Consider the following 15,615-nt stretch of genomic DNA (forward strand, 5'->3'; position numbering starts at 1 on the left):
TAATAAATGCTATTCATGATGGAATGTTTGTTGTATTGATTAAATTTTTGGTGTTAGATTAGCAATTTTTAAATTGTAATCACTGTAAGTTATACGTTATTGTATAATACACAAATAACATTGAGTTATTATGTGAAATAATTTTCATAGTAAGTGTTTATTTAAACGATGACTTTTATTTTTTTTGCTTTGAATCAATGACATTGTCATTTTTTATATGAGCGTGATTGTCAGGTAAATCACATAATTTTATAATTTTTATAATAAAATGATAAGTTTACATAATAATTAAAAATATACCTATATATGTATATAAAAAGAAAGTTGACGGATATTTTATAGTTGTTGCATAATAATGATATTATGAGTTTGTGTTTTGGTTGGTAATTGGGTTATCGATGAAAAAATATGCAGAGATATTGGCTACGTAGCTCAGTGGGTCAGAGCGCAGCACTCATAATGCTGAGGTCACAGGTTCAAGTCCCGTCGTAGCTATTTATATATCAGATCAGTACAAGCGGGAGTGGCGAAATAGGTAGACGCGTCAGAATTAGGATCTGATACTGAGAAGTATGCGAGTTCAAGTCTCGTCTCCCGTATTTGTTTATTTGAATAAGCATAAAAAATATGCATATATAATATAAATCAAATATCAGTATGCAAGACATAAGGTAGATATGTTAAATGGATGATTGGGGCATAGCCAAACGGTAAGGCAACGGGTTTTGATCCCGTCATTCCCAGGTTCGAATCCTGGTGCCCCAGTGGGGTTGGATTATGTTAATCGTTATGCTTCTTAATAAACAATATAATACATTCGAAATGTTTTGTTGTATTTTTACAGTTCAAATCATTTATTGTTTGAATAGATTATTCAATATGAATATTCAAAATATACTTAAGCAAACAGTATTGTACACATACATGTGTATATGGAAAAAATATAAATATAAATTTTAATTTAAATAATTAAATTTTTAATAATTCAATGAGAATCTTTATAGTAGTATACAGCTATAAAGATTCACTATAGTATGATGCTAGTGTAAAATTAGTGCATATACTATATGCCTACAGCATATTTCAATATTTGTTTTTTTAGATATAAAGAACGTTCAATTGTCATAAATGCAAGATTTCTGGCTATTTTTAGTGGTAAATAATTATTATGAAAAATAATATATAACCAATCTATGAATGATTGCATGAGGAAAGAATCGTATTTACGACTATTTTGATAGGATGTTAATACTTCTGCAATACTTGAATATTCGTCAAACACACGTGAATCAATTAATAATTGTGATAAACTCATGACATCACGAAGTCCTAAATTTATTGCTTGTCCTGCTAAAGGGTGTAAAGAATGCGCAGCATCTCCAACTAATGCTCCTCCTGGAGTTATGTAGTTGTGTGCACACTGACGAATCAATGGAACTACAGTCATGTTGTGTAACCTAATGCGACCTAGTTGTTTTCGAAAATTATTTTCGATTTCTTTTTCTAATATTGATATAGGCAATTGTTGTAATTTATGAATACGCTCGGGAGTGTTGTACCACATTAATGATCCCCAATGATTATATAAAGGTAAGAACCCTATAGGACCATAAGGAGTAAATATTTGCCAAATTGTTCCCTTTTTGTGTTTGTCTGTTTTAATGCTGAGTAACATACAAAGTTGACGATATTTCCAACCAATTACTCCAATTCCTAATATTTTTCGAATTTGAGAATAAATTCCGTCAGCTCCTATTAATAAACGACTCACAACTATAATACCATTATCAAGAATAGATTTCCAACAAAACCCGTCATAATGTGTAGATAATAATATGGATGGGCAATACAATGTTATTGTTTTGAAGTTCATGAAGCTTCTCCAAAGTGCTGATTGTAAACGGTTATTTTCAACGATACATCCCATTGTAGATATTCCTACAGACATGGAATGAAAAATTACTTTTGATGATGGGCATTCCCACGCTTCTAGGCAGTGGTATGGTGTACAAAAATTAGAAGGAATTTTTTTCCATACATTAATTTGTTGCAAGAATTTTATTGAAGCGTGATTAATGGCAGCAACTCGAATATTCGGGTTTTTTTTTATTGGAACAGGATGTTTATGATCTACTATAATTACTTTGATACCGTATTTAGAAAGACGCAATGCTAATGATGCACCTATGATACCAGCTCCGAATATCAAGACATCACAGAATAGTTTATTCATAATATTTTATGATCTAATACAAAGGTTCATCTGTATATATGCGTATTTTAATGTGATATTAAAATTTTATGTAATAAAATATCAACCTACTCAGGATAACAGATATATATAACATATAGTCATTTTAAATTAAATAAATATTTTTAAATCTGCAGATTTAATTACAATCATATGTCCTTGACTTATGATTGTAATTGTTTTACCCTCAAATATATATGTATTATATATATTACATTAATATATTGGTTATTTTATTAAGTTATTGATTTTTAATGTTTTGGGGCATGTTTATTTCCATTTTTTGAAATTTAAAAGTTGCATTTAAAAGTGAAAATATTAAGAAGTTTTTATCGTTATAAATGGTAGATTTTTTGTTTCTAAAAATAATGTTCCCCAATGTTATCTTTAACATCTTGATGTAATCTAAATATTATTATCAATTGTTTTTATTCCAATTAATTTAGGAGTAATGTTTGAATTTAAAAACTAAAGAAATCAGGTTACAACCAGCAAATAATAAACGTTTGATAAGTCTATGTGGGCCTTTTGATGATAATTTGAAGCAATTAGAACATCAATTAAATATTACTATCAATCGGCGTGATAATTTTTTTAGATTAATAGGAACATCAGTATCAGTTGATACTGCTACTAATGTTTTGGTGTCTTTATATTCGGATACAGAAACCAAATGCGGTATGATTCATGACATAGATCCGAAGCAAGTATATTTGACTATTAAACAAATCCAGGTATTACAAACTCAATATAAATACACTAAATCAATTAGTAATAATCGGATACACATCGCAACAAAATATGGAATCATAAAGCCTCGTACAAAAAACCAAACACAATATATTTATAATATTTTTAATCATGATATCACTTTTGGAATAGGACCTGCAGGAACGGGGAAAACATATTTGGCTATTGCTGCTGCAGTAGATTTATTAGAACGTAAAATAAATAAACATATTATTTTAACTCGCCCTGCTATTGAAGCTGGAGAGAAATTAGGTTTTTTGCCGGGTGATCTTAATCAAAAATCTGATCCTTATGTACGCCCATTATATGATGCTTTATTTAATATACTTGGACATGAAAGAGTAGAGCAATTGATACAAAAAAATATAATAGAAGTAGCTCCATTAGCTTATATGCGTGGACGTACATTAAACGATTCTGTCATTATTCTTGATGAAAGTCAGAATACGACTATTACTCAAATGAAGATGTTTTTAACCCGTATTGGATTTCATTCTACAGTAATTATTACAGGAGATATTACCCAAATTGATTTACCCCCTAATCAGTCATCAGGTCTAACACATGCCATTAAAGTTTTGACCATGATTAAAGATATTAGTTTTAATTTTTTTACTAAAGACGATTCGGTACGTCATGCAATAGTAAGTCGCATAATAGATGCCTACGAAGCATGGGATAACAAGAAGAATTTTGAATATATATCAACATAATAAGATACATACAAGAATGATTATGAATTAAATTATAAATAAAATAAATAGTAGTGATAAGAATTATTATAATAATAAAGGATTATAATAGATGGAAAATAATAAAGTGATTATCGATTTGCAGTTGGCATGTAAAAATTTACATAGATTACCTGATAGGAAAATGTTGCAATCGTGGGCATCTGTTATATTTTCTGTACATAAAAAGAAAATAGAATTAACTGTACGTATAGTGGATATAAAAGAGATGCGTTATTTAAATTGGTATTATTTAAAAAAAAATTATCCCACTAATGTTTTATCCTTTCCTTTTACGCCGCCGTTGGGAATTGAGTCATCACTAATTGGAGATATAGTACTTTGCCGCCAAGTTATAGAATATGAATCTAAAAAAAGAAATATACCTGATGATAGATCACATTGGGCGCATATGATAATTCATGGATCATTACATTTATTAGGGTATGATCATATTGTTGATGAAGAAGCTATATTAATGCAACGATTAGAAAAAAGTATACTTCAACAATGTGGATATCGAACGTGTTGTTATGTCGCGCATAGATAATTAAATTTTTTATAAGATATAAGCAAATAATATTATGAATAATAGTAATTTAGAGGAGAACGTTAATTCTATTCGTAAAAAAAGTTTTTTCACTTTTATATTACATCATCTCTTTCATAGTAGCCCTAAAAATCGCAATGATTTATTAAACTTAATACGTGATTTTGAACAAAATTCTTTGATAAATTCAGATACTCGAGATATGTTAGAAGGAGTTATGGATATTGTTGATCAAAAAGTTAGAGATGTTATGGTGCCTAGGGCGCAAATTATTTTTTTAAAAAATACTCAGTCTTGGGATGAACAACTCAATATTATCATAGAATCTGCTCACTCTAGATTCCCAGTTTTATATGGTAATCAGGATAAAATTAAAGGTGTGTTGATTGCTAAAGATTTATTACCATTTATATTAAAAAAATCACAATCATGTAGTATTGATAAAATTGTACGTCCAGCGATGGTAGTGCCAGAGCATAAAGGAGTAGATAGGATGTTACAAGAATTTCGTTTACAACGTTGTCATATGGCTATTGTAATAGATGAATTTGGAGGAATGTCTGGGTTAATTACTATCGAAGATATATTAGAATTAATTGTTGGTGAGATTGAAGATGAATACGATAACAAAGATAGTTTTAATATTTGCCAAGTAAATCAACATACTTTTATTATTAACGCATTAACCCCTGTTACAGATTTTAATAAGATGTTTAACACCTGTTTTCATAATGAAGAAATAGATACTATTGGGGGGTTTATCATGCAATCTTTTGGGCATTTACCTTCAAATGGAGAATCTATTAATATTTTAGGTTATAAGTTTAAAGTTACTCTCACAGATAGTCATCGTATTGTGCAATTGCTTGTACAAATCCCCAAAAACTCATCATATATACCTAAAGAAGATAATTTGTAGACATGATTGTTGTTGTTACTACATATTATAAATATAAACAATATCTTTGGTCTTTCATTGTGTTGTTATTCGGAGCATTTGGTATTTTGGGTTTTTCTCCATATAATTTTTGGCCAGCTAGTATCATTTCTTTAACTGTTTTATTAAAAATAATTTTAGATTCTACGTGGAGACGAGCTGCATGGTATACTTTTTTTTGGGGTGTTGGATTCTTTGGTAGCGGATTAAAATGGATCTATATCAGTATAGACCAGTTTAGTAATATGTATAGTTGTATCAATATTTTATTAATTATTTTGTTGGTGTTATATCTGATATTATTTCCTATATTATTTTCTGTTTTATTGTCGTTGATGCAATCATACGCAACGATATGGCATACGGTAAGTGCTGCTCCTGTGATATGGTCAATTGTTGAATATATTAGGGGATATGTGTTTACCGGATTTCCATGGTTGCAATTTGGATATACTCAAATTGATGGACCTCTCAAAGGTATTGCCCCTATTTTTGGTGTGGAAGGTATTACATTTATTCTTATTTTAATCAGTGGATTATTAGCTGTTTCTATCAAAAGAGCGCAATTATCATCGACTATCGTATCTTTGGCAATATTATTATTGTCATGGCCCTTAACACGAATACAATGGTATCATTTACAACCACAACGTGCTGTTCATGTTTCTTTGATACAAGGCAATATTGATCAACGTATAAAATGGAATTCGAATTATGTAGAAAAAATACTGAAGACATATATAGGCCATACCTTACCTTTACTTGGAAAAACGAAAATAATTATTTGGCCAGAATCAGCTATTCCAGGAAATGAAATTGAGCATAATATAGTTTTGACATTATTAGATCATAAACTTAGACAATCCCAAACGAATTTAATTACTGGGATTATTGGAATACGTTATTCCAAAAACTATTATCATTATTATAATAGCGTTATAGTATTAGGAGAATCTGAATCCTACAAATACCCAAATTGTAATCGGTATGATAAACATCATTTAGTATTATGTTCCGAGAGATTTCCATTTCAAAGGTTTTTTAAACCACTGCTAAATTTTTTTAATATACCTGTACCTTTCATGCAAAAAGGTTGTTATTTTCAACCCCCATTGAGTGTGTCGTGTATAAAGATGACTACTGTTATTTGTTATGAAATAATTTTTGGTAAACAAATACGTGATAATTTTAAATCTGATACTGATTTTTTATTGACTGTTGCAAATAACGCATGGTTTGGTAATTCTATTGGACCATGGCAATATTTCCAAATGGCTCGTATGCGTGCTTTAGAGTTGGGAAGGCCTTTATTATGTAGCACAAATAATGGAATTACTGCGATTGTCAATGCAGATGGCTCTCTGCAAGCACAACTTCCTCAGTTTATTTCCGGTGTGCTTAGCGATCAGGTTATTCCCACCACAGGTTGGACACCATATGCAAAATTTGGATCTTGGTTTTTTTTGGGAATTGTTATATATATTTTTTTAATTTTTAAAAAATATTATTAAAAATTCAAAATGCTTAATGTCGAATTACATAGAGATCTTAAATAATTATATGTTGTATTTTTATTAAGTATGAAATGAATATTTTTATAAAATATCAATAAAATTGGACTAAATATTATTAATGATGTATATATTGTATGTGATCGTTATTTTTTTATTGGATAAAAACAATTTTCATTCAGTAAGTATTAATATTTCTAATTAGTTTGGAAATTATTAATTAAATTAACAAATTTTTTTTATTGATTGTGATATTTATTATGCGTAAATCGTATTCTCCAAGCGATATTGAAAGTGTTGTGCAAAAACATTGGTATAAAAATAAGACTTTTTCAGTAATAGAAGACAGTAATAAAGAAAAATATTATTGCTTATCTATGATTCCTTATCCATCGGGAAACTTACATATGGGACATGTACGTAATTACACAATTGGCGATGTAATCTCTCGATATCAACGGATGCTTGGAAAAAATGTATTACAACCTATAGGTTGGGATGCTTTTGGATTGCCTGCAGAACATGCTGCAATTATAAATAATACAGATCCATCGAATTGGACATATTCTAATATTAGTTATATGAAAAGTCAGTTGCAATCATTAGGTTTTGCGTATGATTGGGGTAGAGAACTTATAACTTGTCATCCAGAATATTATCGATGGGAGCAGTGGTTTTTTACTGTATTATATAAAAAAGGTCTAGCATATAAAAAAACTGCATCAGTAAACTGGTGTTCATATCATAAAACGGTTTTGGCTAATGAGCAAGTTATTAATAATTGCTGTTGGCGTTGTCATACTCGTATAAAATATAAAAGAATTTCGCAATGGTTTATAAGAATTACTAGTTATGCGGAGCAATTGTTACATGGATTAGATCAATTAATACATTGGCCTGAACAAGTAAAAGTTATGCAACGAAATTGGATTGGACGTTCAGAGGGTGTAAATGTCACTTTTAAAATTGAAAATTCTAAAGATATATTGATAATATATTTGACCCGATTAGATATTTTTATGGGCATTACTTATTTGGTTATATCTATAGATCATCCAATAACATTAGAGGCTGCAAAAATTGATTTAAATGTAGCGGATTTTATTCAAAAAAATAATGATTGTGCTAAATTAAACACAAAACATATTTTTTATTGTGAAAAAAAAGGAGTGCCTACTAATGTTTACGCGATACATCCTATTACTAATAGTAAATTGCCAATTTGGGTTACTAATTTTGTAATACCTGTGGAACATGATGGAGTAGGAGCAGCTATATCGGTTCCAGCTCATAATCAACAAGATTGGGAATTTGCTCGTAAATATAATTTACCAATAAAACCTGTTATAAAAAATCTAAGTGCAATTGAACCAAGAGTTATAATTCAAACGCAAGCAATGATTTGTGATGGGATATTATTTGATTCTGGTGAATTTGATGGATTAAGTTCCTGTATTGCGTCTAACGTGATTGCCAAATGGTTAATTGAGCGTGGTGTAGCTCAGCATGCCGTTAATTATCGCTTAAAAGATTGGAGTGTTTCGCGTCAACGTTATTGGGGGGTTCCGATCCCTATGGTAACATTATCGAGTGGGGTTGTGAAACCAGTATTGTTTCATAGATTACCAGTAATTCTTCCAAAAAGTATATCAACTATACAAAACAATAACGATGATGAATATAGATATATTAATAATTCTTTAAAAATGTATTCTAACTGGATTCAAACTACTTATAAGGGGCAACCAGCTATTCGGGATACTGATACTTTTGATACTTTTATGGAATCGTCTTGGTATTACGCTCGTTATACTTGTCCTCATGATAATGAAGCGATGTTAAATACGCATGCTGCTAATTATTGGTTACCAGTTGATCAATATATAGGTGGAATTGAGCATGCTGTTATGCATTTGTTGTATTTTCGATTTTATCACAAATTAATGCGTGATGAAGGATTAGTATATTCTGATGAACCTGCAATACGTTTATTGTGTCAGGGCATGGTATTAGCAGATTCTTTTTATTATTTGTCCCCTGATGGTCGGCATATATGGGTAGACCCAACTAATGTTAAAATAAAACGTGACGGAACAGGACACGTTATAAAGGCTACTGATAAACACGGACGTGATTTGATTTATGATGGAATGTGCAAAATGTCGAAATCAAAAAATAATGGTATTGATCCAAGTATAATTATTAAAAAATATGGAGCAGATGCAGTGCGTTTTTTTATAATGTTTGCCGCTCCAATTGAAGCAAAGTTGGAATGGCAAGAATCTGGAATAGAAGGTGCACGGCGTTTTCTTAGACGTGTTTGGAACTTAGTATATTGTCACATTCAATATGGACCTGTAGATACATTGCGTGTTGTAATGCTGAATCATGTACAAAAATTTATTCGATATAATGTGCATAAAACTATAGAAAAAGTAACTGACGATATTGATCGTAGACAAGCATTTAACACCGCTTTATCGGCTATTATGAAATTAGTAAATACATTACACAATGTTTCTCAAGCAACTATGCAGGATAGAGCGGTGTTACAAGAGGCGTTATTAGTAATAGTGAGATTGTTATATCCATTTACCCCACATATTAGTTTTGTTTTATGGAAAGCTTTAGGAGGTTCTGAAGATATTGATAATGCAACATGGCCTATTGTAGATACAGAAGCGATACAAAATAAAAGCACTCTTATTCTCGTTCAAATTAATGGAAAGATGCGACATAAGATTTTTGTACCGTTGAATAGCGATAAGAATGTAGTTTATCAATTGTTAGAAATGGAGGGAATTTTAAACAAATATCTTATTGGAAAAAAAATAAACAATATAATTTACATTCCAAATAGAGTGATCAACATTATTGCAAAATAGTAATATGTCAGGTGTTGTTTATATAAAAAAAATTATCTGTTTAATAATTGCAAGTGTTGTAGCTGTAATTATATTCACAAGTTGTAATTATCGGTTGTATACAGATAGTACTGGAGAAAAATTACAAAAAAATGTTATAAGATCTATAATATTGTGCAGTTACGATCCATTTGGTCCGATAACTCGGGCTATAATAACTGAGTTGAATACAAATCGTATTGATGTTTTTGGTGATTTAAATGATTTAAATGATAACGTGTGTATACAAGAGGCACAAATTCCTCGTTTAAACATTATCAATGCTTCAGAAAAACGCATAACCACTTCTGTATTTCAGAACGGAAAAGAAGCTGAGTATCGTTTAACATTGCATATAGAAACTAATTTGTTCATTCCAAACAGTAATTATTATCCTATCAATGTTAATGCATATCGTTCATTGATAAGAAATCCTGAAAAAGTTTTGTTTAATGACATGCAAGAACATGATATGCGTAAAGAAATATATCGAGATGCGGCTCAACAGTTAATATATCAATTATTTTTACGATTTGAAGATTTTTATAATTAGGATGTATATGAAATTGTTGTTAAAATATTTAACATAAATTTTTTATTTCACCATTGTATATATTATGATTTGGATATATCCAGAACAATTGTTGATAGAATTAAAAAAAAAATTGAGATCTGTTTATGTGCTATGCGGAAACGATTCTTATTTTTTGAGAGATAGTTATCTGAATATTGTTCAGTCAGCTAGAATGCTAAATTTCAATGAATCTGTTAATGTAGAATTGGATATGTATTTCGATTGGGAGAGCATATTTAATTTATTCAGAGTATCAAGTTTATTTGAAAAACGTAGAATATTTTTACTGAAATTCCCTCGAAACTATCCTGTTACTTTTTTAAAAAAAAATGTACCTTTATTATCCTCGTTTCTTCATGATGATTTAGTATTAATTTTACATGTTCATGAGTCAAATCAAATTAATAAAAATAATATTTGGTTACAATGTTTTAGAAAAATAGGAATGTTTGTTGATTGCAACACTCCATCATATACCCGTTTGATGATGTGGGTGGAAAACAAAGCTAAAAATATGAAACTTGTTATAGAAGATTTAGCTTGTCAATTATTATGTTATTATTATGAAGGTAATTTAACATTATTAAATCAAACGTTGCATAATCTGTTTTTAATCTATCCTGATGGAAATTTAAATTTTATTCGTGTAAAAAAAATAGCGACTGATTCGGCATTGTTTAATATGCACCATTGGATAGAATCGATTTTAATAGGCAAAAAACAACGTTCTGATCGTATCTTAAAACAATTGGAACACGTAGGTGTCGATTTAGAACTACTATTATTCAAAATTAAATCTGAGATACTAATGTTAACTAACATCAAGTATAGTATGCTCCAAGGAGAATCGTTATTTAATTTATTAAAAAAATATAAAATATACAAAAAGTATCACGGTACGTTATTATCGAGAGCAGTTAATCGATTAAGTTTATACCAATTACATCAGGCGATAGAATTATTAGTACAAATAGAATTAACATACAAAAAGAATTATATGGATTTATCCCGATCAAGTTTTGAATTATTATCACTCATACTATGTTGCGACAAACAAGTTGTTCTGACATAGTAAGATAATTCTAAAGTATATTAGCTATATTTATAATAGAACTTTTTATAAGTTTCATTTATTAGATGAGATTGTAATAATTTTTTATTTTAAAAATAAATACTTATATAATATACACATTATATGTTATTAAAGTAATTTCCGATAAAAATTTTAATAGTTTTGCTAGATTAAAGTAAAATGTTGAAAAATAGTTTTCAATTTTTTACTAACATATAGTTATATATAGTACTGTATGTATTATTATAGATAATACCTAAAAATTTAAAAAATTTATACTTCTTATCAAGAAGATAAACAATTCTTATATATTCGATACGAGAATATCTGGTGATAATTGAATGTTTAACTGAGCAATATATGTATGTAGAACTATATAAGAACGATAAAACATAACAACAAACTAGCGTTTGCTATATTTATTATGTAAAATTTAGAAGTTGAAATCATTTTTTGTTAGAATTAGTGATGTATTGTAATACTTGTATTTATCTTAAAAATTAAAAAATTGATAAGATAGTTATTGTTTCAATGTATCAAATACCATACATTAATTGTATACTAAGATAGTGTAAAAATTATAAGCAATACATATTTGGACATTAAACTGTGCAATCCGATGTTCTAAAAGAATTTGTAGTTAATGTTATATGTAATATGCAGGGACAGGATATTATATGTTTTGATATGTCTGGTAAAATTAATATTACAGATATCATGATTATTTGTACTGGTATGTCTCGTCGTCATGTGATTTCTATATCTCAGGATATACTACGAGAATCCCGTAGTTTAGGTTTACAACCTTATGGTACAGAAGGTATGAGTATTGGTGAATGGGTTTTAGTAGATTTAGGTAATTTAGTTATACATGTAATGCAAAAAGAAATTCGTAAATTATATGAATTAGAGAAGCTTTGGAATTAACGTAAATTAAAAATATCTATTTAGATCATGGTATTACAATGAATAGTAATTTATTTATTAAATAAGTGTATAATTATTTATATTGATAATTTATATTAGATATAAATAAATTTTGATTACATGAAGTTCAATGCTCATCAAATTTTTCATAATTATTCAGCGGAATCGTTGTCGTTTGTACGTCGTGTAACTATTGCGTGTGTTTTTATGTTGTTGGTCATTGGAATTTTATTTGTTCACCTATATCTAATACAGATAGTTCATTTTGATATGTATACTACTCGTTCCAATGAAAATCGGATTAAGATCATTCCTATTCCGCCTAAAAGGGGAATTATTTATGATCAAAATGGAATAGCTTTAGCATTAAATCGCACTATTTACCAATTAGAAGTGGTTCCGGAAGATGCAGCAAATTTAAGCCATACGATTCATGAATTAAAACTATTATTAAATTTAAGTGATCATGATATAGAACGTTTTGAAAGAATTCGGAAACATTCTGCTCAATTTGTTTCATTGCCTATTAAAATTGATTTAACGGAAGAACAACAAGCTCGATTTGCTGTTAATAAGTTTAGGTTTTCTGGGGTCACGATCAAAAGTTATCAACGTCGTTACTATCCTTATGGATCTGATGTAACTCACGTTATCGGATACGTTGCTAAAATTAATGGAGAGGATATAAAACGATTAAACAAGCAGGGTATTTTGGGTAAATATATTGCAGCTCCTAATATAGGCAAATTAGGCATTGAACGCTATTACGAAAATATTTTACATGGGACACCGGGTTATGGAGCTGTAGAAATAAATAATCGTGGAAAAGTAATTAGAGAATTATATAAAAAATATCCAATACCAGGAAAAAATATTGTTTTAACATTAGATTTGAATTTACAACAATACATTATAAAATTATTGGTAGGCAATCGGTCTTCTGTGATAGTTATTGACCCGAGAAATGGGGGGATCAAAGCTTTAATTTCTCATCCTAGTTATAATCCAAACTTGTTTGTTGATGGTATCTCCAATACAGAATATAGTATTTTATTAAAGGATAACAATTGTCCTTTGCTTAATCGCGCTACTCAAGGGATATATCCTCCTGCATCTACAGTAAAACCTTATATTTCTGTATCCGCTTTAACATTGGGAGTGGTTAATCAGAATTTTTTGTTTTCCGATCCTGGGTGGTGGCAATTACCTGGTTCAGAAAAACGTTATCGTGATTGGAAACGTTGGGGGCATGGTGAACTAAATATCACGAAAGCTCTTGAAGAATCTTCTGATACTTTTTTTTATCAAATAGCCTACAAAATGGGAATAGATAATTTATCAGAATGGATGCGTAAATTTGGGTATGGTCGATATACTGGTATTGATCTATTTGAAGAGTTAACTGGTGTTATGCCAACCAAAGCATGGAAAATACAACGTTTCAAGCAACCATGGTATCAAGGGGATACAATACCGGTAGGAATTGGACAAGGTTATTGGACTGCTACTCCTGTGCAAATGTCTAAAGCTTTAATTACTTTAATTAATGATGGCAACGTGCGTGTTCCACATTTGCTTGATAGTATTGTATTAGAAAAAGATCATGTTCCATATCATCAAACAGAATTTGATCAAGTAGGCGATCCAAAATCAAATGTATGGAAAATTGCTAAAGATGGAATGTTCGGAGCAGCTAATCGTCCAAATGGCACAGTAAGCAAAAGTTTTGCTGACGCTTCATATAAAGCAGCGGCAAAATCTGGTACGGCGCAATTATTTAGTTTAAAAAGTAACCAAAATTATGATCCCAGTAAGATTTCTGAATCTCTTAGAGACCATAAATTGATGACTGCCTTTGCTCCATACGAAAATCCCACGGTAGCTGTAGTGGTAATTTTAGAAAACGCTAGAATTGGAGTATCAATAGGATCAATTACAAGAAAGATATTTGATTATGTTTTACTACAATAATTATATATATAATTAAATTATTTTTTAACTCATTAGTTATTATAACGCATCCATGTATCAAATTATTCAAAAAAATTCATTATGGAACAAATATCATATTGATTTAACATTATTTCTGTTAATTATTTGTTTATTATTATATGGAACTTTTATAATGTGGAGTGCGTGTGGTCAAAATTTTGAAATGATCCAATTAAAAGTGTTACAAATGATAGGAGGATTATTGTTGATGTTTTTTTTAGCACAAGTTCCACCTAGAGTTTATGAATTTTGGACACCGTACATATATTTTTTATGTCTTATATTATTAATTTTAGTTAATATGATAGGGCAAGTTAGCAAAGGAGCTCAACGTTGGTTAGATTTTGGTATCATAAGATTTCAACCATCAGAAATAGTTAAGATTTCTGTTGTACTAATGGCAGCGCGTTATATTGATAGAGAGCAACATCCGCCATCTATCAAAAATGTTGGTATCGTACTGTTATTAATTATGACTCCTACCATATTTATGTTGTTACAACCAGATTTAGGGACAGCAATCTTAACGGTCAGTTCTGGATTTTTTGTGTTGTTTTTATCTGGAATTAGTTGGAAATTAATTTTATTTACATTACTATTAATAGTTTTGTTTACTCCTATATTTTGGTTTTTTTGTATGCATGATTACCAGAGATCTAGAATAGAAATATTATTACATCCAGAAATTGATCCGCAGGGCGCTGGATACCACATTATTCAATCAAAAATTGCTATCGGTTCGGGTGGTTTTTATGGAAAAGGGTGGTTACATGGAACACAATCACAGTTAGAATTTTTACCGGAACGTCATACTGACTTTATTTTTTCAGTGATAGGAGAGGAACTAGGATTTTTTGGAATATTAATATTATTGTTGTTGTATTTGGGAATTATATTGCGTGGATTGCTGATTGCTGTTAATACACAGCATATGTTTGGACGATTAATTATCGGTAGTTTTATGTTAGTATTGTTTATGTATATATTCGTAAATATTGGAATGGTTAGTGGTTTATTACCAATAGTAGGTATTCCGTTACCATTAATAAGTTATGGTGGTTCATCTTTATTAGTATTAATGGCGGGATTTGGTATTGTTATGTCAATAAACGGGCATAGAAAAATGATTTCTAAAATTTTATGAGTTAGTAACTATAAATATAGTATAAAAATTTTATTGTTTACATTATTAATTTTTATCAAAAATTTTAAAGATCTAAAAATGACACAGATATATAAATATGGTTATTTTAATATGTGCAAATAATATTCATATAGACGTAATAATGTAACAAATAATAATATTATAAATAAATATGATGACGTAATGGATTTACGTACTACTATAATATTAGTTAGTATGCCTATGTAAATAAGCATAAGAAAGATGTATTATTAGCACAGATAACAAATTTGG

General features: G+C 29.4%; 11 protein-coding genes and 3 tRNA genes. 13 read left to right on the forward strand and 1 reads right to left on the reverse strand.

The annotated features are described in order from the left end of the window. The first annotated feature begins 421 nt into the window (after positions 1 to 421). From M9397_RS01050 to M9397_RS01060, 3 genes are all read left to right on the forward strand, one after another. Positions 422 to 495, forward strand: a tRNA-Met gene (locus M9397_RS01050). 22 nt (positions 496 to 517) lie between these two features. Beyond that, positions 518 to 599, forward strand: a tRNA-Leu gene (locus tag M9397_RS01055). A gap of 94 nt (positions 600 to 693) precedes the next feature. Beyond that, a tRNA-Gln gene (locus tag M9397_RS01060) sits at positions 694 to 765 on the forward strand. 298 nt (positions 766 to 1,063) lie between these two features. On the opposite strand, the gene M9397_RS01065 is transcribed toward M9397_RS01060, so the two are convergent. Beyond that, on the reverse strand, positions 1,064 to 2,233 hold the full coding sequence (locus tag M9397_RS01065) for an FAD-dependent monooxygenase (RefSeq protein ID WP_250259818.1): 1,170 nt from the start codon (positions 2,231 to 2,233) through the stop codon (positions 1,064 to 1,066). Positions 2,234 to 2,706: 473 nt separating this feature from the next. Here M9397_RS01065 and M9397_RS01070 point away from each other — a divergent pair, with 473 nt between their 5' ends. From M9397_RS01070 to rodA, 10 genes are all read left to right on the forward strand, one after another. Then, complete coding sequence (locus tag M9397_RS01070) at positions 2,707 to 3,714, forward strand: PhoH family protein (RefSeq protein ID WP_250227120.1); 1,008 nt, start codon at positions 2,707 to 2,709, stop codon at positions 3,712 to 3,714. A gap of 91 nt (positions 3,715 to 3,805) precedes the next feature. Then, positions 3,806 to 4,282, forward strand: a complete 477-nt coding sequence (ybeY, locus tag M9397_RS01075; RefSeq protein WP_250227121.1) for an rRNA maturation RNase YbeY — start codon at positions 3,806 to 3,808, stop codon at positions 4,280 to 4,282. A gap of 34 nt (positions 4,283 to 4,316) precedes the next feature. After that, entirely contained in the window at positions 4,317 to 5,201 is an 885-nt protein-coding gene (gene corC, locus M9397_RS01080) for a CNNM family magnesium/cobalt transport protein CorC (protein ID WP_250227122.1), read from the forward strand. A gap of 2 nt (positions 5,202 to 5,203) precedes the next feature. Continuing rightward, entirely contained in the window at positions 5,204 to 6,730 is a 1,527-nt protein-coding gene (lnt, locus tag M9397_RS01085; protein ID WP_250227123.1) for an apolipoprotein N-acyltransferase, read from the forward strand. A gap of 260 nt (positions 6,731 to 6,990) precedes the next feature. Beyond that, complete coding sequence (gene leuS, locus M9397_RS01090) at positions 6,991 to 9,615, forward strand: leucine--tRNA ligase (RefSeq protein WP_250259820.1); 2,625 nt, start codon at positions 6,991 to 6,993, stop codon at positions 9,613 to 9,615. Between the two features lie 4 nt (positions 9,616 to 9,619). After that, the gene (lptE, locus tag M9397_RS01095; RefSeq protein ID WP_250227125.1) at positions 9,620 to 10,186 is read left to right on the forward strand and encodes an LPS assembly lipoprotein LptE; all 567 of its coding nucleotides are present in this window, start codon (positions 9,620 to 9,622) and stop codon (positions 10,184 to 10,186) included. Between the two features lie 64 nt (positions 10,187 to 10,250). Beyond that, positions 10,251 to 11,279 (forward strand): DNA polymerase III subunit delta, encoded by a 1,029-nt coding sequence (gene holA / locus M9397_RS01100; protein ID WP_250259822.1) that lies wholly within the window; start codon positions 10,251 to 10,253, stop codon positions 11,277 to 11,279. Between the two features lie 609 nt (positions 11,280 to 11,888). After that, positions 11,889 to 12,206 carry a ribosome silencing factor gene (gene rsfS / locus M9397_RS01105; protein ID WP_250227127.1) on the forward strand — a complete coding sequence of 106 codons (318 nt, stop codon included), beginning with the start codon at positions 11,889 to 11,891 and terminating at the stop codon, positions 12,204 to 12,206. Between the two features lie 120 nt (positions 12,207 to 12,326). Beyond that, a complete protein-coding gene (gene mrdA / locus M9397_RS01110; protein WP_250227128.1) occupies positions 12,327 to 14,177 on the forward strand; it encodes a peptidoglycan DD-transpeptidase MrdA in 1,851 nt (616 codons plus the stop codon). A gap of 52 nt (positions 14,178 to 14,229) precedes the next feature. After that, entirely contained in the window at positions 14,230 to 15,342 is a 1,113-nt protein-coding gene (gene rodA, locus M9397_RS01115; RefSeq protein WP_250227129.1) for a rod shape-determining protein RodA, read from the forward strand. Positions 15,343 to 15,615: the final 273 nt, after the last annotated feature.

The organism is Blochmannia endosymbiont of Camponotus sp. C-003 (genome assembly GCF_023585685.1).
Classification (GTDB): Bacteria; Pseudomonadota; Gammaproteobacteria; order Enterobacterales; family Enterobacteriaceae; genus Blochmanniella.